Below are 17,782 nucleotides of genomic sequence, written 5' to 3' on the forward strand. Positions count from 1 at the left end.
AAGGAGTATGTGACATGAAAAACACCGAAAAGACCATGGAGCAGATCGTCACCCTGTGTAAGGGCCGGGGCTTCATCTTCTCCGGCTCCGAGATCTACGGCGGCCTGGCCAACACCTGGGACTACGGCCCTCTGGGTGTGGAGCTGAAGAACAACGTCAAGAAGGCCTGGTGGAAGAAGTTCGTCCAGGAGAACCCCTATAACGTGGGTCTGGACGCCGCCATTCTCATGAACCCCCAGACCTGGGTGGCCTCCGGCCATCTGGGCGGCTTCTCCGATCCTCTGATGGACTGTAAGGAGTGTAAGGAGCGTTTCCGCGCCGACAAGCTCATCGAGGACTGGTGCGCTGAGAACAGCGTGGAGCTGCCCAAGCCCATCGACGCCTTCTCCCAGGAGGAAATGAAGAACTTCATCGAGGAGAACAACATCCCCTGCCCCACCTGCGGCAAGCACAACTTCACCGACATCCGTCAGTTCAACCTGATGTTCAAGACCTTCCAGGGCGTCACCGAGGACGCCAAGAACACCGTGTACCTGCGGCCTGAGACCGCCCAGGGCATTTTTGTCAACTTCCAGAACATCCAGCGCACCACCCGCAAGAAGCTGCCCTTCGGCGTGTGCCAGGTGGGCAAGTCCTTCCGCAACGAGATCACCCCCGGCAACTTCACCTTCCGTACCCGTGAGTTCGAGCAGATGGAGCTGGAGTTCTTCTGCAAGCCGGGCACCGACATGGAGTGGTTCCAGTACTGGCGCTCCTTCTGCAAGGAGTGGCTGCTGAGCCTGGGGATGCAGGAGGAGAACCTGCGGCTGCGTGATCACAGCCCCGAAGAGCTGTGCTTCTACTCCAAGGGCACCACCGACTTCGAGTTCCTCTTCCCCTTCGGCTGGGGCGAGCTGTGGGGCGTGGCCGACCGTACCGACTACGACCTGACCCAGCACCAGAACGTCTCCGGCAAGGATATGACCTACTTCGACCAGGAGACCGGCGAGCACTATATCCCCTACGTGGTGGAGCCCTCCCTGGGCGCCGACCGCGTGACCCTGGCCTTCCTGGTGGATGCCTTCGATCAGGAAGTGGTTGGCCAGGACAAGAAGGGCAACGACGACATCCGCACCGTGCTGCGCCTCCACCCCGCTCTGGCCCCCTTCAAGTGCGCCGTGCTGCCCCTGAGCAAGAAGGAAGTGCTGGCCGGCCCCGCCCAGCAGCTGCGTGATGAGCTGGCCCGCGACTTCATGGTGGACTACGACGACGCCGGCTCCATCGGCAAGCGCTATCGCCGCCAGGACGAGATCGGCACCCCCTTCTGCATCACCCTGGACTTCCAGACCGTGGGCGACGAGAACACCCCCGCCGACAACTGCGTCACCATCCGTGAGCGCGACTCCATGGAGCAGGTGCGCATTCCCATGGACCAGGTCAAGGCTTATATTGCCGAGCGCGTGAAGTTCTAATTTCCATCAAAAAAATCCCTGTTGCTAACGCAACAGGGATTTTTTCTTACTTTTTATGCCTTCATGGCCTCCCGGGCGAAGTCGGCGGCCTGGTCCAGATCACTCTGGTCCGGGTGGGTCAGGGCCAGGTCAAAGGCCTGGATCATGGATTTCAGCTTGGCGTTGTCCGGGTCGGCCTTCAGCTGGGCCTCGTACCGGTCCTTCACCGTCTGGGGCATCTTGCCGGTGCAGAAGAAGCTGCTCACCACCTGGTTGCCCTTGGGGACCTCCGCCTTGAAGCGGTCGGACAAAGAGGCGAAGTACAGCTCGGAGATGCCGAAACCGGCGGTGCCGAAGATGGCCACCCGCTTGCCGTACAGGCTATGTAAAAATTCCTGCATAGCCGGAGTGAGGGTACCCTTGTCGGTCCAGGACCCGGCAAAGACCAGCTCCGCCTGGTCCACGTTCTGGGGCGGCGGGCCGAAGGCCACAATGTCGTGGCCCTCACAGGCCTCCCGGATGGCCTGAGCCACCTGGGCGGTGTTGCCGGTCTGGCTGTCAAATACAATGGCGATTTTCATAGGTCCTCCTTTGGACAATGGACGGGCCGATGTGGGCAGAAGGTGAATTGCCCCAAAGGGGCAAGAGAAGCCACCCTGGGGTGTCGGCCCCTACTTATACTTCCGGCTTTCGGTCACCGCCAGCTCATCGCAGCGGTTGTTGTACGGGTTATCAGCGTGGCCTTTGACCCAGTGGAGGTGGACGGTGTGGTAGTCGCACAGGTCCAGCAGGGTGGCCCACAGATCCGGGTTGAGGGCGGGCTTCTTGTCCCCCTTCACCCAGCCTCGGGCCTTCCAGCCCCGGGCCCAGCCCTTTTCCAGGGCGTCAATGACGTACTTGGAGTCGGAGTAGAGCTCCACGATGCAGGGCTCCTTCAGGGCCTTCAGGGCAGTGATGACGCCGGTAAGCTCCATACGGTTGTTGGTGGTATGGGCCTCCCCGCCGGAGAGTTCCTTTTTGAACTCCCCATATTGCAGAATGGCCCCCCACCCGCCGGGGCCGGGATTGCCCGAGCAGGCCCCGTCGGTGTAAATGGTAACTGTTTTCATAGTTCTCCTATTACAGCTCCTTCAAAATCTCCTGCCGCTTCTGCTCATACTCCTCGGTGGTAATGAGCCGGCGGTCATAGAGGGACTGGAGCTGCTCCAGCCGCTGCTCCGGGGTGCCCTTGGGGTTGTCCACCGACACCCCCTCCTCCTCGATGCGGATCTCGGGGCCGATATACTTCTTGCCGAAGGCAGAATAGAAGTTGGTACCGGCGATGACAGCGGCAAGGATGGTCCAAAAGATGCCGAAGATGAGGCCAAAGCCCCCCACCATGGCAAACTGGGGAATGACGACGAACAGGCCGATGAGCACAAAGACACAGCCCACCACGCCCCCCGCCACCGAGCCGGTCTTACTGGGACGGTAAGTTACCCGTTTTCTGGACATGGCTTATTCCTCCCCTTCGGTGGCGCCGGTGTCCTCCTCTTCTTCCTCGTGGTCGGTACGGGCGAAGGAAATGACCTTCACACCCTCCTCCAGGTTCATGATCTTCACGCCCTGGGCGGTGCGGCCGTAGGTGGAGATGCCGGACACCGCCATGCGGATGATAACGCCGGCATCGTTGATGACCAGCACGTCGTCGTTGTCATTGACCACCTTGACGCCCACCACGCATCCTGTCTTTTCGGTGACGTTGTAGCCCTTCAGGCCGTAGCCGCCTCGCTTCTGGGGACCGTCGGCACGGATATACTCGTCCATCTCGGTGCGCTTGCCGTAGCCGTTCTCGGTGATCATCAGCACCTGATGGTCGTACTTGGCCCGGGCGGCGCCTACCACGAAGTCGCCCTCCCGCAGGCTGATGCCCCGGACGCCGCAGGCGTCACGGCCCATGCAGCGCACGTCGGTCTCCTTGAAGCAGATGGCCATACCGTCGTGGGTGACGATGAGGATGGCCTGCTCCCCGTCGGTCTCCCGGACGGTGATGAGCTCGTCTCCCTCCTCCAGGGTGATGGCCCGGATGCCCGCCTTGCGGGCGGTAAAGATGGAGGAAAGCTGGATGCGCTTAACGGTGCCGGTGCGGGTGACCATCACCAGATACCGGTCCTCGGGGAACTCCCGCAGGTGGATCATGGCGGTGACCTTCTCGTCCTGCTCGATGGGCAGCACGTTCACCAGGTTGGTGCCCTTGGCGGTGCGGCCGGCCTCGGGGATCTGGTAGCCCTTCTTCCGGTGGACCCGGCCCTTATTGGTGAAGAAGAGGATGTAGTCGTGAGTGGAAGCGGTGAACACCGTATCCACATAGTCCTCCTCCTTGGTGGCCATGGCAGTGATTCCCTTGCCGCCCCGGCGCTGGGTGCGGTAGGTGGAGGCGGGGGTGCGCTTGATGTAGCCCCCGGCGGTGAGGGTGAAGACGCACTCCTCCTCCTCGATGAGGTCCTCGATGTCGATCTCGTCCTCCACGTCCTGGATCTCGGTGACCCGGTCGTCGCCGTACTTGTCCCGGATGGCGGACAGCTCGTCCTTGAGCACGCCCCGCAGCATCTCCTCGGAGCCCAGCAGCTGCTGGAAATAGGCAATGCGCTCCTCCAGCTCCTTGTACTCGGCCTCCAGCTTTTCCCGGTCCAGGCCCTGGAGGGCTTTCAGGCGCATATCCAGGATGGCTTGGGCCTGCACGTCGTCCAGGCCGAACCGGTTCATCAGGTTCTCCTTGGCGTTGTCGTAGCTGGAGCGGATGATGCGGATAACCTCGTCGATGTTGTCCTGGGCAATGAGCAGACCTTCCAGCAGGTGGGCCCGCTCCTGGGCCTTCTTCAGGTCGTACTTGGTGCGGCGGATGATGATCTCCTCCTGGAAGGCGATGTACTCGTCCAGGATGTGCCGCAGGGACAGGATTTTGGGCTGGGACTGGTCGTCCACCAGGGCCAGCATATTGATGGCGAAGGTGGTCTGCAGCTGAGTCTGGGCAAACAGGCGGTTGAGCACCACCTGGGGATTGGCGTCCCGCTTGAGCTCAATGACCACCCGCATACCGTTGCGGTCGGACTCGTCCCGGATGTCGGAGATGCCCTCCAGACGCTTGTCCTCCACCTGGTCGGCCATGTTCTTGATGAGCTGGCGCTTGTTGACCTGGTAAGGGATCTCGGTGACGATGATACGGGTACGGTTCTGGCCGAACTCCTCAAACTCGGTGCGGGCCCGGACGCACACCCGGCCCCGGCCGGTGGCGTAGGCGGCCCGGATGCCGGAGCGGCCCATAATGATGCCCTTGGTGGGGAAATCGGGGCCCTTCACGTGCTCCATCAGGTCGGACAGGGTGGCCTCCGGATTGTCCAGTACGCAGATGGTGGCGTTGATGACCTCCCGCAGGTTGTGGGGCGGGATGTTGGTGGCCATGCCCACGGCGATACCCGCCGAGCCGTTGACCAGCAGGTTGGGGAACCGGGAGGGGAGCACACGGGGCTCCTTGCGGCTCTCGTCAAAGTTGGGGTCCCAGTTCACCGTGTCCTTCTCGATGTCCCGGAGCATCTCGTCCGAAATCTTGGACATCCGGGCCTCGGTGTAACGGTAGGCGGCCGGGGGGTCGCCATCGATGGAACCGAAGTTGCCGTGGCCGTCCACCAGGGGATAGCGCATGGAGAAGTCCTGGGCCAGACGGACCAGGGCGTCGTACACGCTGGCGTCGCCGTGGGGGTGGTACCGGCCCAGCACATCGCCCACGCAGGTGGCGGACTTCTTGAAGGGCTTGTCGGCGGTCAGGTTGTCCTCGTACATGGCGTACAGGATGCGCCGGTGGACCGGCTTCAGGCCGTCCCGCACGTCGGGCAGGGCGCGGCCCTTGATGACGCTCATGGCGTACTCAATATAGGACTGCTCCATCTCCTTCACCAGAGGTGAGGTAACGATGGTCTGGTCCGGGTACCGGATCTCCTCCGGATCGTACTGTGGCTTTTTGCTCATGCTGTTGCCTCTCAATCTTTATGATAGGGTGGTTCACGGCAGGCGGCCTTTACGGTCGCCCGACCCCCCTTAATAATCCAAATTCACCGCGTACTTGGCGTTGCGCTCGATGAACTCCTTCCGGGGCTCCACCTTCTCGCCCATCAGGACGGTGAAGGTCTGGTCGGCCAGCACGGCGTCGTCCAGCTCGATGCGCTTGAGGGTGCGCCGCTCCGGGTCCATGGTGGTCTCCCACAGCTCATGGGGGTTCATCTCGCCCAGGCCCTTATACCGGGAGATATCCACCTTGGCGTTGGGGTTGTCCCCCCGCAGCTCGGCGGACACCTGGTCCCGCTCCTCGTCGGAGAAGGCCACCCGGGTGGTCTTGCCCCGGGTCAGCTTGTACAGCGGAGGCACGGCGGCATAGACGTAGCCGTGCTCGATGAGGGGCCGCATAAAGCGGAAGAAGAAGGTGAGCAGCAGGGTGCGGATGTGGGAGCCGTCCACATCGGCATCGGCCATGATGATGATCTTGTGATAGCGCAGCTTTTCCAGGTCGAAGTCGTCTCCGATGCCGGCGCCCAGAGCGGTGATGACGGGGGTCAGCTTGTCGTTGCCGTACACCTTGTCGGCCCGGGCCTTCTCCACGTTGAGCATCTTGCCCCACAGGGGGAGGATGGCCTGGAAGCGGCTGTCCCGGCCCTGGGTGGCCGAGCCGCCTGCGGAGTCGCCCTCCACGATGTAGAGCTCGGTGAGCTCGGGGTTGACCTCGTTGCAGTCCCGCAGCTTGTCGGGCATGGCGGCGCCGCCCAGGGCGGTCTTGCGGCGGATGGACTCTCGGGCCTTCCGGGCGGCCTCACGGGCCCGGTTGGCCATAAGGGCCTTCTCCAGAATGGCCTTGCCCACGGCGGGATTCTCCTCCAGGTACTCGGACAGCTTCTCGGTGACGATGTTGTTCACCAGGGTACGGATGGAGGCGTTGCCCAGCTTGGCCTTGGTCTGGCCCTCGAACTGGGCCTCGGTGAGCTTGACGGAGATGACGCAGGCGATGCCCTCACGGCAGTCCTCGCCGGACACCTTGTCCTCGTCCTTGAGGATCTTCATTTTTTTGCCGTAGTTGTTGAGCACGGTGGTGAGGGCACGCTTGAAGCCCTCCTCGTGCATACCGCCTTCGGGGGTGTGGACGTTGTTGGCGAAGGAGACGATGGTCTCGTTGTAGCCGTCGTTGTACTGGAAGGCCACCTCCGCCATGGAGTCCTCCTTCTGCCCCGCCATATAGATCACGTCGGGGTGGATGGGGTCCTTGGAGCGGTTGATGTAGGACACGAACTCCCGGATACCGCCGGCGTAGTGCATGGTGTCGCTCTGCTCCTTGCCGGGGCGGTTGTCGATGGTGTGGATCTTCAGGCCGGCGTTGAGGAAGGCCTCCTCCCGCATCCGGGTGTGGAGGGTCTCGTAGTTATACTCGGTGACCTCGAACATCTCGGGGTCGGGCTTGAACACCACCTCGGTGCCGTGGCGGCCGGTGTCCCCCACCACCTGCATGGGCTGGGTCACCTTGCCTCGGGAGAACTTCATCTCGTAGATCTTGCCCTCCTTGTGGACCCGGACCTCCAGCCACTCGGACAGGGCGTTGACCACGCTGGCGCCCACGCCGTGGAGGCCGCCGGACACCTTGTAGCCGCCGCCGCCGAACTTGCCGCCGGCGTGGAGGATGGTGAACACCACTTCCAGGGCGGGCAGGCCGGTCTGGGGCTGGATGTCCACGGGGATACCGCGGCCGTTGTCCACCACGGTGATGATGTCGCCCTCTCCGATGGAGACGGTGATCTCATCACAGTAGCCCGCCAGGGCCTCATCGATGGAGTTGTCTACGATCTCGTACACCAGGTGATGCAGGCCGGACTCGCTGGTGGAGCCGATATACATACCGGGGCGCTTACGGACGGCCTCCAGACCCTCCAGCACCTGGATCTCGGAGCCGCCGTACTCATGCTCCACCTGGGTGGTGTTCAGTTCCAATTCTAACTCGTCAGACATAATAACCTCCGCTAGATTAACCATAGGTTGGGTATATTTTATGAAAAGCAGCGTATTTCCCATCAGGGCAGGGGCGTAAAGTCAATGACTGCCGCCTCATCCATGCTGCGCTCAAATGCTTCCTCGGTAATGGACTGACTCTGTCCGTCCATATACTTGCTGTAGTGTGTTTCCTCGGTCTGGCCGTTGGTCTCAAAGGACAGGGAAAACAGCGCAGTCAATGTGGCCGGGTCCTCCAGACCAGAAAAGGTCACACTATCAAAAAATATTCCGTTATTCAGCTCCCGGTACACCAGAGCCCGGTGTTCCGCGCTGTACAGGATGGACGCAAAATACTGTCCCACATACCGGCTCCCCATGACGTTGTTCTCTATCTCAGCCGGGATCACGGTATCGCTGTCTTGGTCATAGACGAACACCGCAAAGTTAAAAAAGCCCATGTCGCCGCCGCCGGTGATGAGCAGTTCGTCCTGCCCGTCCCAGTTCAGTTCCACCATGGCGTATTCTTTGGGCTGCTCATAGTACCACTCATCCAGGTAGGACAGGTACCCTTTTTCAGCCAAAAATGCCTCAAAGGCCTCTTCCGCCCGGCGGTTTCCTTCCAGCATTCCTTCAATCTCATTGAGCTGCTGAAGAATGGTCTCATCCATCCCGGTAGCGTCCAGGGCCTCTTTCAGGGTGTCCACCGCCCCCTGGGTATCCTCCCGGAGCAGGCACAGGTCGGTCAGACCCAGCCAGGCGTCCACGTTACCCTCGTCCAGTTTGAGGGCCTGCTCAAAATCGGCCTGGGCCTCCTCCAGATAGTCCGCGCTGTCGCCCGGATAGATGAGATAGGCCTGGCCCCGGCCGGCATAGCTCTCCGCCTTCATGGGATCGGCCTCAATGGCGGCGGTAAAGTTAGCGATGGCCTCATCGTAATATCCGTCTCTCAGCTCATCCATGGCCTGGTCGTGGTAAACCTGCCACTGGCTGGCCTCCCGCTTGACGGTGCAGCCCGTCAGCAGCACTCCCGCCAGCAGACACAAAAGGGCAATTCGGCGTATGCGATGCTTCCTCATACTCCATCCTCTCATTTCTTTCCGCTACTCAAAGCTGTTGTTCTCCGCCCGGCGCAGCAGGGTGGCGGCGGAGAGCTGGCACAGGTAGACCACCGGCGGTCCCTCCCGCCGGGCGCACAGCACAAAAGAACGGGGCAGATCGTCGGACACGTTGACCAGCCGCCCCTCCTTTTCCGCCCGCTCCAAAAAGGACCGGGTCAAGTGGGAGGAGGAGGTGTTGTCCAGATCGAAGAGCCCCACCACGTCTCCAAAGGGCACCACCACGTTCTGACCGATGTGCAGATACATCTACTTGCCCTCCTTCTTGTCCCGGACGATTTTGGGCTTCCACAGCCAGCGGTACAGCTTCCAGCCCAGAAAGAGCCCCACAAAGAAGCCCAGAGCGGGCAGGCCGGGAATGAAGAGCAGCTGGGTCACCGGGGAGGTATCCGCCTCCCACAGGTTGAGCCGGTGGACCACAATGGCGGCTGTCACCAGAACGGCAGCCACCGGAGGGATCAGCTTCCACAGCTTGCTTCCCTTCCGGGTAAACTGGCACACCAGAAATTCCAGCAGAAAGCCCCCCACCAGGGGGACCAGGGCAAGGATCAAAAGTATCATAGTGTTCTCCTGAATCTGATCTGTATCACGGGCCGGTTTGTCATCCCACCAGTACGCCGTTGTGAATGTGGAAGGTCTTGCCCTCCCCCAGCCGGTCCAGGCTCATTTCCTCGCAGCAGGTGATAAAGACTTGACCGCCGGTAATCCGCTTCAAAACGAACTCCTGCCGCCGGTGGTCCAGCTCGGACAGTACGTCGTCCAGCAGCAGCACCGGCCACTCCCCGGTCTCCTGGAAGAAAATTTCCCGGGAAGCCAGCTTGAGGGACAATGCCGCCGTCCGGGTCTGGCCCTGGGAGGCGAAAGTTTTGGCGCTCACCCCGTCCAGTTCCACGACCAAATCGTCCTTGTGGGGCCCCGACAGGCACTGCCGGGCCTCCAGCTCCGCCTTCCGGTGGGAGTCCTGATGTTTCAGCAGCTGCTCCAGCAGAGTACGGGTGGGGGCCAATGGATCATCGATGGTGCTCACCGTCTGGTAGCTCAGCCCCAGCTCCTCCCGTCCGCCGGAGAAATCCCGGTGGATGGGAGGCGTCACCTCCCGCAGCCGTTTGATGAAGTAGGCCCGGTAGTGGATGAGCATGGCCCCGGTCTGGGCCATGCGCAGATTGAACTCATCCAGAGTGTCCAGCAGAGAGGGATGCTCCTCCCAGTCCCGCAAAATCCGGGTCTTATGTTCATAAAGACGCCGGTATTCCGCCAAAGCCTCGGCATAGCGGGGCCGCAGCTGACAGATGCAGTCGTCCAGGAACCGGCGGCGCACCGCGGCCCCCTCCCGGATAAGCCACAGATCTTCCGGGCAGAAGAGCACCGTGTTGAGTACCCCCGCCAGCTCCCCGGCGGTCTTTAATTTCACGCCGTTGGAGAAGAGCTGCCGCCGCACCCCCCGGCCCAGCTTGGCCTCCAGGGTGAAGTCCCGCCCCCGGGAAAAGACCTCCGCCTTCACAAAGGCGTGGTCCACCCCCATCTGGATCAGCTCCCGGTCGTACCGGGCCCGGTGGGAGGAGGCGGTGGACAGGTAGGCGATGCCCTCCAGCAGGTTGGTCTTGCCCTGGGCGTTCTCCCCCCAGATCACATTGACATTGGGAGAAAAGTTCCCCTCAAAGTGAAGATAATTGCGAAAAAAGTCCAGGCAGACCGACTTTACGATCATAAAACTTCTACGCGCAGGTCATCCAGGGTGACCACGTCGCCGGGGCGCAGCTTCTTGCCCCGCATGGTGCACACCTCGCCGTTGACCTGGACCTCTCCGTCCTGGATGCGCTCCTTGGCCTCCCCGCCGGTCTCTACCAGACCCTCAAATTTCAGCAGGGATTCCAGTTTGATAAATTCCGTTGTGATTTTGGACTGAATGGTCTTCATACTTCCGAATTTCTCCCTTCTTCGTGCAGGGATTGCAGCAGTTCCCACAGGTCGGGCAGAGCCTTTTTCAGGGCCACCGGCCGGGCCTTGGCCCGGTCATAGAAGAAGTGGCCGGAGGTGCCCTCCGCCCGCAGCTCCCCGGTGTCGGCGTTGACCATCTTGTAGGACAGCTGCATTTTGGCGGGAGACAGGGACTCCACCGCCATGTGGATGGCTACCGTCTCCCCAAACCGGGTCATGGAACGGTACTTGCAGCTCACGTCGGTAACGGCAAAGTCGATGCCCACGTCCACCGCTCTGTGGTAGCTCCAGCCGATCTGGTCCATAAAGTCGGTACGGGCCTCCTCCATCCAAAGGATATAATTTCCATGGTGGACGATGCTCATGCCGTCGGTCTCATAAAATTGAACCTTATGCAGGTAAGGATGCAGTTCCAAGGCATTTTTCCTTTCTTTCAGAACCTTTGTGCCCAATTTATTCCCCGGCCTTCAGGCGGACGGGCAGTACCATATACAGGAAATTCTCCTCCCCCTCGGTGGGCAGGATGACACAGGGGGACACGCTGGTGGACAGCTCCAGCCGAACCTTGTCGGCGGGGGCGGCCTTGAGGGCATCCATCAGGTACTTGTTGTTGAAGCCGATCTCCAGCCCCCGGCCGTCGCCGGTGACAGGGCACTGGTCGTAGGCGTCGCCGATGGCGGTTTTGGTGGAAATCTTCATCAAACCGTCCTCAAACACGCACCGCAGGGGACATTTCAGCTTCTCGGTGATAATGAGGGACACGCGCTCGATGGAGGACAGCAGGGCCCGGGTCTCGCCCTCCAGGCAGATGTCGTTGCTGCGGGGGATGGCCTGGCGGTAGGCCAAAAACTCACCCTCCAGACGGCGGGTCACCAGCATGGTGGAGCCGGCCTTGAACATGATGTGCCGGGCGCCCTGGGTCACCGACACCGGCTCGTCGCAGTCGGTGCAGATTTTTTCCACCTCGGACAGGGCGGAGCCGGGGACAACAAAGGAGAATTCCGGAGCGCCGTCCTTTTTGTCGATGGCCTCGTGGCGAAGGGCCAGCCGGAAACCGTCCACCGACACCACGGTGAGGCCGTTTTCGCTAGCCTCAAAGAGGGAGCCGGTGTGGACCGGGCGGCTCTCGTTGTCGCTGACGGCAAAAATGGTCTGGGAAATCATGGCTTTCAGCTTGGACTGGGACAGGGTGAGGGAGTTCTGATATTCCACTGTGGGCAGCTCGGGGAATTCCTCCGGGTCGGTGCCCAGGATGTTGAACTCACTGGGTCCACAGGTGATGTGGACCATATAGTTGTCGGTCTGGAAGGTGACGATGTCGTCAGGCAGCTTCCGGATGATCTCGCCGAAGAGCCGGGCGGCCAGTACCAGGGTGCCGGTCTCGCTGATGTCGGCAGGGACGATGGTGCGGATGCCGGTGTCCAGATTGTAGCCGGTGAGCCGCAGCTCCTGTCCGGCCTCCAGCAGAATGCCCTCCAGAGCGGGAATGGAGCTCTTGGGGGAAACGGCACGGGAGGCGGTGGAGATAGCGGATTGCAGCAGGGCTTTTTCGCAGGAAAATTTCATATTTGTTCGGTCCTCCGTTTCGTGGGGAGAGAAGGGGCTCCCCGGGATCTCTCGCGCTCCTCCGGAGAGAGGAGGGATATAGTTCGTAATAGTAAGCCGTAGGGGAAAACATTGTGGAAAAGTGGCGAAACTCCTTGAGGCCCATGGTTTGGCCCGTCCACAGGGGGTGTGGACAAAAAAGAGGGGGTTTCCACAGGGGAAAAGGAGCAAAAAAGTTTTCCACATCCCCTTTTCCACATGTCCCCGAAAGAGGGTGGAAATGTGGAAAGCGGTCTGGAAACCGGATTTCCAGTCGGAATCCAGTTCCATTCATATTTATGCAGGAATATTCAGAAGCCATTCGGTCTTATTCATACCGGGCGTTGATGTTGGCGTTGATGTCCTTGATGACTTCTGCAATTTCGGGGCTCTGCTTGGTCAATTTCTCGATGCGGTCAATGGAGTGCATGACAGTGGTGTGGTCCCGGTTATCAAATTCCTTGCCGATCTCCTTCAGGGACAGGTTGGTCATGCGGCGGATCTGGTACATGGCGATCTGGCGGGCCAGCGCGGTGTCCTTGGTGCGGCCCTGGCCCCGGAGGGCCTCCTCGTCAATGTTGTAGAACTTGCTGACCTCGTCAATGATGATCTCCGGCGAGGGGAGGAACTCCGCCTTGTCCTTGAACATATCCCGGACGGCCCGGGTGACGGTGTCCACGTCCACGCTCTCCCCCATCAGCTCCTGGAAGGCCAGGATCTTGTTGACGGTGCCCTCGATCTGCCGCACATTGGAGGTGATGTTCTCGGCGATATATTGGAGGACGGGATCGGGCAGGTTCATACCCCGGCGGATGGCCTTGGTCTTGATAATGGCCACCCGGGTCTCATAGTCGGGGGGCTGGATGTCCACGGGCAGGCCCCACTCGAACCGGGTACGCAGCCGGTCGTCCAGCCGCAGCATCTCCTTGGGGGGACGGTCGGCGGTGAACACGATCTGCCGCTTGGCCTCGTACAGGGTGTTGAAGGTGTGGAACATCTCCTCCTGGGTGGACTCACGGCCGGCGATAAACTGCACGTCGTCCATGAGGAACACATCGGCGGAGCGGTACTTCTCCCGGAACTCCGGGTTGCGGCCTTCCCGGATGGCCTGGATCAGCTCGTTGGTGAAGGAGTCGCCCTTGATATACACGATGCGGTAATCGGGGTGGGACTGATGGATTTTGTGGGCGATGGCGTAGAGCAAGTGGGTCTTGCCCAGGCCGGACTCGCCGTAGATAAACAGGGGGTTGTAGGTCTGGGCGGGCTGCTCGGCCACCGCCAGGGCGGCGGCGTGGGCAAACTTGTTGGAGGCGCCCACCACGAAGCGCTCGAAGGTGTACTCCTCAGTGCCCGGGAGGAATACATCGTCCACCTTCTTCTTGCCGTAGCCCTCCAACTCCCCCTCTCCCAGCACCACAACCTCGAAGTCGGAGGAGAACAGCTCATGGAGGGCCTTCTGGATGTTGGGGATGTAGCGGGAGTTGATGATATCCCGCTTGAAGTTGGTGGGGGTGTGGAGCACAAACCGGTTGGACTCCAGCGCCACGGGGGTGGCGTCGTCAAACCAGGTGTTGATGGCGGTGGCTGTCATCTCCCCCTCCATCAGAGAGAGGACCTTGGCCCAGAGATCGGCCGGTAGATTCACGGAAAGACCACCTCTTTTGTAGAATAGATGGCCGCTGTGGGCGCAGCAAAACAAGACCTTGAAAGCCTGGGCTTTCAAGACCTGGGTCGTGGATGCTGCCGCCAGCGGCGGGAGTACAGATAATTTAACGCGTATCATTATAATGCGTACGGAACAAAGCCGAAATCCTTGGTTTTCAAGGTTTTCGGCTTTGTTCTAGTGCAAGAATTTTGGACAATAGTTCTCAAAATCCTTGCACCTTTCATTGGAACGCAGGACGTTCCAATGAAAATACGCATTGTAACAATGTCTGAATTCCATAAAACGGCCCCCCTGAGCCGTTTTATGGAATTGCGCGGCTGCTGCCGCGCAAATAAACTGATTTGCAGTTTATTCAGTAGACATTATTATAGCAAATCACCCTGTGGAAAGCAACGATACAATTATAAAAAGAAACTACTTTTCCACACAGGTTTCCACACAGTCTGACGGTGGCCGGCGGGCAGCCGGAACGGCCGCCCCTGCCCGGAGCCTCAAAAAAATAGGGCAGAAGGGCTTATGCGTGGGGGTGTGCTCAACAGGGGCCACAAGATATGGTATTTCCCTGCCGGACCCAGAAAAAAACCAAAAAAGAAACCAAATTAGTGGTTGACAGCCTATTTTGAAATAGGCTATAATACCATGTGCATCATGTAAACTGCTATGGTGTAAAGCAGTTTTGTTTGACGACCGCAGCCGAAAGGCTGTTGTGGTGGGCGGGGCAACCCGCTTGATTTTTGTACAGGAGGTGTCCCAACATGGTTCGTACCTATCAGCCCAAGAAGCGCCAGCGCTCCAAGGAGCACGGGTTCCGTAAGCGTATGCGTACCGCCAACGGCCGCAAGGTCCTGGCTCGCCGCCGCGCGAAGGGCCGCGCCCGTCTGACCCACTGATGGGTCCGCAAATGGAATAGGGCATTTCATAGGGGCGGGGGAGCTTTTCCCACCGCCCCTGCGCAGCATACGGAAGTTTGGACCGGGAAAGGAGGACCGCCGTGGAGCACACCGTATCCCTGAAGCAAAATCATGTGTTCCGCCGCCTTTACAGCAAGGGTAAGAGCGCGGTCAATCCCTGTCTTGCACTCTATTGCCGGAAGAACAACTCCCCCCGCAGCCGTCTGGGCATCACCGTGGGGGTGAAGGTGGGCAAGGCGGTGGTGCGCAACCGCACCCGCCGCCGCATCCGGGAGGCCTACCGCATCCATGAGGACCGCTTCCTGCCGGGGTACGACCTGGTGGTGGTGGCCCGTGTCCGGGCCGGCCACAGCCGGTACCGGGAGGTGGAGCGCAGTCTCCTCTCTCTGGCGGACAAGCTGGGTCTGCTCCGAAAGGAGGAGGCCTGAGTTGAAGCGCCTTCTGCTCTGGTTGATCCGGTTCTACCGCAAGCATATCTCTCCTGCCCGTCCCCCCTGCTGCCGTTTTATCCCTACCTGCTCCCAGTATGCGCTGGAGGCGGTGGAGAAATACGGCGCGCTCAAGGGGGGCTTTTTGGCCATTCGCCGTATTCTCAAATGTCAGCCCTTCCATAAGCAGGAATCCATCGAGTACGACCCCGTGCCGTAACGGCAAGACAATGTAACTTGGAGGCGCACAAATGGAAATTATCCTCACCCCCTTTGCGTGGCTGCTGAAGGCTTTTTACAGCTTCTGCGGCAGCTATGGCCTGGCTCTGGTGTTCTTTGCCCTGGTGGTCAAGGTGGTGCTCTTCCCCCTCTCCCTGAAGGGCAAGCGCAGCATGATCCAGATGAACATTCTCCAGGGCCAGATGCAGAAGCTGCAGAAGCAGTACGGCAAAGACCGGCAGCGCTATAATCTGGAGGTCCAGAAGCTGTATCAGAAGGAGAAGGTCAATCCCATGGGCGGCTGCCTGTGGTCCTTCATCCCCCTGCTGATCCTGATGATCCTCTACCCCATCATCCGTGAGCCCATCCACTATATGATGGGCATCAACGACGCCAATTCCCTCAACGCCATTGCCCAGGCCGTGGACTGGAGCACCCAGGCCGTGAACATGGGCTGGATCAAGGAAGCCGCCGATACCTTTACCAACAGCGCCTATAACCAGCTGTATCTGGCTTCCCTCATCAACGAGAACAACCTGGCTGCCGTGCAGCAGGCGGTAACTGCCGCCGGCGGTGTGGGCGCCAACGTGTTCTCCATCAACTTCAGCCTGTTTGGTCTGGTGGACCTGTCCCAGATCCCTCAGCTGCAGTTCTGGACCATTGCCGGCGGCTTTGGTCTGTTCCTGCTGCCTGTGATCTCCGCTGTGTCCGGCGTGGTCTTCTCCCTGATCTCCATGAAGACCAACGTGATCAACAAGCAGAGCGCTCAGGCCAACAATAGTACCGCCAAGACCATGCTCATCATCTCCCCCCTGATCTCCCTGTGGATCGGCTTCACCATGCCCGCCGCCCTGTGTCTCTACTGGGTGGCTAACAACGTGCTGAGTATGATCCAGGAGTTCCTGTGCAGCCGCATCCTGAAGAAGGACTACGAGGAGGCCGCCCGCAAGCAGGCCGAGCGTGAGCAGCAGGAGAAGGAAGAGGAGAAGGAGGAGCGCCGCCGCAAGGCCGAGGAGCGCGCCCGCCGCATCGAGGAAGAGAAGCTCAACAAGGGCAAGAAGAAAAAGGCCGAGAAGAAGCACGAGGACGAGGAGAAGATCCCCGGCATCGTGAAGGAGTACAGCTGTGTGGGTCTGCGTCAGTATGCCCGCGGCCGTGCCTATGATCCCTACCGCTACAGCGAGGACGGCCCCACCTGCTATCCCGGCGAGGCCCCCATTTTCGGCAGAAAGCCGGACAAGGCCGCCCCTGTGCAGGAGACTGCCGCGGTGGAGGAGGCCCCCGCTCTGGAGGCCGCTCCCCAGGTTGACACCTCTGCCGCTGACACCCCTGCCGCCGGTGACGGCGAGACCAAGGAATAACGGCACCTGCCGTGGATTCATAAGGAGAGATACCCAAAATGCTGAAATGGATCGAGAGCACCGGCAAGAGCGAGGAGGCCGCCATCGAGGCCGCCCTGCAGAAGCTGGGCATGGATCGGGACGAGGTATCTGTGGAGGTCCTGGAGCGGGCCAAGTCCGGCTTCCTGGGGATCGGCAGCTGTCCCGCTAAAGTGAAAGTGACCTACGAGGCGCCCGACGAGCCCGAGACCCCCGCCCCTGTGGAGGAGGTCCCCGCCGCTCCTGTGGCTGAGCCTGTCAAGGAGGAGAAGCCCGCCCCCGTGGTGGAGGCTGAGGCTCCCGCGGCCCAGCCCGCTGCCGCCCCCGCTCAGGGGGACAAGGCGGAACAGATCGACGCCTTCCTCACCGGCCTGCTGTCCCACATGGGGGCTGCCGCCAAGCCGGTGATCAAAATGGACGAGAACGGCACCTATCAGGTGGAGCTGGTGGGCCAGGACCTGGGCGGTCTCATCGGCCGCCGGGGCGAGACCCTGGACGCCATCCAGCAGCTCACCGGCTACGCCGTCAACCACGGCCAGTCCAAGCGTGTCCGCATCCACGTGGACGCCGAGGGCTACCGGGCCAAGCGGGAGGAGTCCCTCATCCGTCTGGCCCACAAGGTGGCCGGCAAGGTGGTCAAGTACCGCCGGAACGTGACCCTGGAGCCCATGAACGCCTACGAGCGCCATGTGATCCACACCGCCCTGCAGGATACCCCCGATGTGACCACCTACTCCATCGGCACCGAGCCCAACCGCCGGACCGTGGTGGCCTACAGCCGGGGCGAGCACCGGTAAAAAAATTTGACGAAAAAGACCCTGCGGGTCTTTCCCGTCAGGGGGCTGCATGAGGAATGAGGTTCGATTTCTGGCGAAATTGTCACCCCATTCCTCATGAGAAGAGTCCTTTCCGAGGCTCATGTCCCCGGAAAGGACGAATTTTGATTTGATTCCACCGCCTGCGGGCGGTGGAACTCTGCGAGGCTGAAAGGGCCTGTTGCAAAATGCGCAGCTCGTACAAAGACCCGTCATTCCGAGAAAAACGGCCGCCCGGTGGGCGGCCGTTTTTCGTGGGAATCCGCCCCTTTTGCCGGGGAAACGGATTGC

19 protein-coding genes are annotated in these 17,782 nt (G+C 60.6%); 6 read left to right on the top strand and 13 right to left on the bottom strand.

The genetic code is table 11. The annotated features are described in order from the left end of the window. Nucleotides 1-14 precede the first annotated feature (14 nt). The gene (locus B5G40_RS06820) at nt 15-1,451 is read left to right on the top strand and encodes a glycine--tRNA ligase (protein WP_087267655.1); all 1,437 of its coding nucleotides are present in this window, start codon (nt 15-17) and stop codon (nt 1,449-1,451) included. Between the two features lie 53 nt (nt 1,452-1,504). On the opposite strand, the gene bilS is transcribed toward B5G40_RS06820, so the two are convergent. The 13 genes from bilS to dnaA form a co-directional block, all read right to left on the bottom strand. After that, nucleotides 1,505-2,011: a flavodoxin family protein BilS gene (gene bilS / locus B5G40_RS06825; RefSeq protein ID WP_087267658.1), complete on the bottom strand. Its 507-nt coding sequence runs from the start codon at nt 2,009-2,011 to the stop codon at nt 1,505-1,507. 90 nt (nt 2,012-2,101) lie between these two features. Then, nucleotides 2,102-2,539, bottom strand: a complete 438-nt coding sequence (gene rnhA / locus B5G40_RS06830; protein ID WP_087267661.1) for a ribonuclease HI — start codon at nt 2,537-2,539, stop codon at nt 2,102-2,104. A gap of 10 nt (nt 2,540-2,549) precedes the next feature. After that, entirely contained in the window at nt 2,550-2,924 is a 375-nt protein-coding gene (locus B5G40_RS06835) for an SHOCT domain-containing protein (protein WP_087267664.1), read from the bottom strand. A gap of 3 nt (nt 2,925-2,927) precedes the next feature. Next, entirely contained in the window at nt 2,928-5,435 is a 2,508-nt protein-coding gene (gyrA, locus tag B5G40_RS06840) for a DNA gyrase subunit A (protein WP_087330961.1), read from the bottom strand. A 69-nt stretch (nt 5,436-5,504) separates the two neighbouring features. Beyond that, complete coding sequence (gene gyrB / locus B5G40_RS06845) at nt 5,505-7,454, bottom strand: DNA topoisomerase (ATP-hydrolyzing) subunit B (RefSeq protein ID WP_087399154.1); 1,950 nt, start codon at nt 7,452-7,454, stop codon at nt 5,505-5,507. A gap of 62 nt (nt 7,455-7,516) precedes the next feature. Beyond that, nucleotides 7,517-8,512, bottom strand: a complete 996-nt coding sequence (locus B5G40_RS06850) for a tetratricopeptide repeat protein (protein WP_158099490.1) — start codon at nt 8,510-8,512, stop codon at nt 7,517-7,519. A gap of 24 nt (nt 8,513-8,536) precedes the next feature. Beyond that, entirely contained in the window at nt 8,537-8,800 is a 264-nt protein-coding gene (locus B5G40_RS06855; RefSeq protein WP_087187247.1) for an extracellular matrix regulator RemB, read from the bottom strand. Continuing rightward, entirely contained in the window at nt 8,801-9,112 is a 312-nt protein-coding gene (locus tag B5G40_RS06860; RefSeq protein WP_087267679.1) for a Tat pathway signal protein, read from the bottom strand. A gap of 40 nt (nt 9,113-9,152) precedes the next feature. Further along, nucleotides 9,153-10,259: a DNA replication/repair protein RecF gene (recF, locus tag B5G40_RS06865; RefSeq protein ID WP_087399156.1), complete on the bottom strand. Its 1,107-nt coding sequence runs from the start codon at nt 10,257-10,259 to the stop codon at nt 9,153-9,155. Next, nucleotides 10,256-10,468 carry an RNA-binding S4 domain-containing protein gene (locus B5G40_RS06870; RefSeq protein ID WP_087187244.1) on the bottom strand — a complete coding sequence of 71 codons (213 nt, stop codon included), beginning with the start codon at nt 10,466-10,468 and terminating at the stop codon, nt 10,256-10,258. Before B5G40_RS06870 ends, recF begins: the two co-directional genes overlap by 4 nt. Next, nucleotides 10,465-10,905, bottom strand: a complete 441-nt coding sequence (locus B5G40_RS06875; protein WP_087399165.1) for an acyl-CoA thioesterase — start codon at nt 10,903-10,905, stop codon at nt 10,465-10,467. The genes B5G40_RS06870 and B5G40_RS06875 overlap by 4 nt, the downstream gene beginning before the upstream one ends. A 37-nt stretch (nt 10,906-10,942) precedes the next feature. Next, nucleotides 10,943-12,055, bottom strand: coding sequence for a DNA polymerase III subunit beta (gene dnaN, locus B5G40_RS06880; RefSeq protein ID WP_087399157.1), 1,113 nt, complete (start codon nt 12,053-12,055; stop codon nt 10,943-10,945). A gap of 346 nt (nt 12,056-12,401) precedes the next feature. Continuing rightward, the gene (gene dnaA, locus B5G40_RS06885) at nt 12,402-13,718 is read right to left on the bottom strand and encodes a chromosomal replication initiator protein DnaA (protein ID WP_087267691.1); all 1,317 of its coding nucleotides are present in this window, start codon (nt 13,716-13,718) and stop codon (nt 12,402-12,404) included. Between the two features lie 776 nt (nt 13,719-14,494). Here dnaA and rpmH point away from each other — a divergent pair. The 5 genes from rpmH to jag all read left to right on the top strand — a co-directional run bounded on the left by rpmH (nt 14,495) and on the right by jag (nt 17,473). Next, nucleotides 14,495-14,629: a 50S ribosomal protein L34 gene (gene rpmH, locus B5G40_RS06890; RefSeq protein ID WP_006570963.1), complete on the top strand. Its 135-nt coding sequence runs from the start codon at nt 14,495-14,497 to the stop codon at nt 14,627-14,629. Between the two features lie 101 nt (nt 14,630-14,730). Further along, nucleotides 14,731-15,078 carry a ribonuclease P protein component gene (gene rnpA, locus B5G40_RS06895; RefSeq protein WP_204220706.1) on the top strand — a complete coding sequence of 116 codons (348 nt, stop codon included), beginning with the start codon at nt 14,731-14,733 and terminating at the stop codon, nt 15,076-15,078. Between the two features lies 1 nt (nt 15,079). Further along, on the top strand, nt 15,080-15,298 hold the full coding sequence (gene yidD / locus B5G40_RS17160; RefSeq protein ID WP_206407218.1) for a membrane protein insertion efficiency factor YidD: 219 nt from the start codon (nt 15,080-15,082) through the stop codon (nt 15,296-15,298). A gap of 31 nt (nt 15,299-15,329) precedes the next feature. Further along, the gene (locus B5G40_RS06905; RefSeq protein ID WP_087399159.1) at nt 15,330-16,658 is read left to right on the top strand and encodes a YidC/Oxa1 family membrane protein insertase; all 1,329 of its coding nucleotides are present in this window, start codon (nt 15,330-15,332) and stop codon (nt 16,656-16,658) included. Nucleotides 16,659-16,696: 38 nt separating this feature from the next. Then, nucleotides 16,697-17,473 carry an RNA-binding cell elongation regulator Jag/EloR gene (jag, locus tag B5G40_RS06910; RefSeq protein WP_087399160.1) on the top strand — a complete coding sequence of 259 codons (777 nt, stop codon included), beginning with the start codon at nt 16,697-16,699 and terminating at the stop codon, nt 17,471-17,473. Nucleotides 17,474-17,782 lie beyond the last annotated feature (309 nt).

The organism is Flavonifractor sp. An9 (genome assembly GCF_002161245.1).
GTDB classification, from domain to species: domain Bacteria; phylum Bacillota; class Clostridia; order Oscillospirales; family Oscillospiraceae; genus Flavonifractor; species Flavonifractor avicola.

Coding starts and splice junctions, on each gene's coding strand:
- B5G40_RS06820 (WP_087267655.1), top strand. CDS start 15: ATGAAAAACACCGAAAAGACCATGGAGCAGATCGTCACCCTGTGTAAG.
- bilS (WP_087267658.1), bottom strand. CDS start 2,011: ATGAAAATCGCCATTGTATTTGACAGCCAGACCGGCAACACCGCCCAG.
- rnhA (WP_087267661.1), bottom strand. CDS start 2,539: ATGAAAACAGTTACCATTTACACCGACGGGGCCTGCTCGGGCAATCCC.
- B5G40_RS06835 (WP_087267664.1), bottom strand. CDS start 2,924: ATGTCCAGAAAACGGGTAACTTACCGTCCCAGTAAGACCGGCTCGGTG.
- gyrA (WP_087330961.1), bottom strand. CDS start 5,435: ATGAGCAAAAAGCCACAGTACGATCCGGAGGAGATCCGGTACCCGGAC.
- gyrB (WP_087399154.1), bottom strand. CDS start 7,454: ATGTCTGACGAGTTAGAATTGGAACTGAACACCACCCAGGTGGAGCAT.
- B5G40_RS06850 (WP_158099490.1), bottom strand. CDS start 8,512: ATGAGGAAGCATCGCATACGCCGAATTGCCCTTTTGTGTCTGCTGGCG.
- B5G40_RS06855 (WP_087187247.1), bottom strand. CDS start 8,800: ATGTATCTGCACATCGGTCAGAACGTGGTGGTGCCCTTTGGAGACGTG.
- B5G40_RS06860 (WP_087267679.1), bottom strand. CDS start 9,112: ATGATACTTTTGATCCTTGCCCTGGTCCCCCTGGTGGGGGGCTTTCTG.
- recF (WP_087399156.1), bottom strand. CDS start 10,259: ATGATCGTAAAGTCGGTCTGCCTGGACTTTTTTCGCAATTATCTTCAC.
- B5G40_RS06870 (WP_087187244.1), bottom strand. CDS start 10,468: ATGAAGACCATTCAGTCCAAAATCACAACGGAATTTATCAAACTGGAA.
- dnaN (WP_087399157.1), bottom strand. CDS start 12,055: ATGAAATTTTCCTGCGAAAAAGCCCTGCTGCAATCCGCTATCTCCACC.
- rpmH (WP_006570963.1), top strand. CDS start 14,495: ATGGTTCGTACCTATCAGCCCAAGAAGCGCCAGCGCTCCAAGGAGCAC.
- B5G40_RS06905 (WP_087399159.1), top strand. CDS start 15,330: ATGGAAATTATCCTCACCCCCTTTGCGTGGCTGCTGAAGGCTTTTTAC.
- jag (WP_087399160.1), top strand. CDS start 16,697: ATGCTGAAATGGATCGAGAGCACCGGCAAGAGCGAGGAGGCCGCCATC.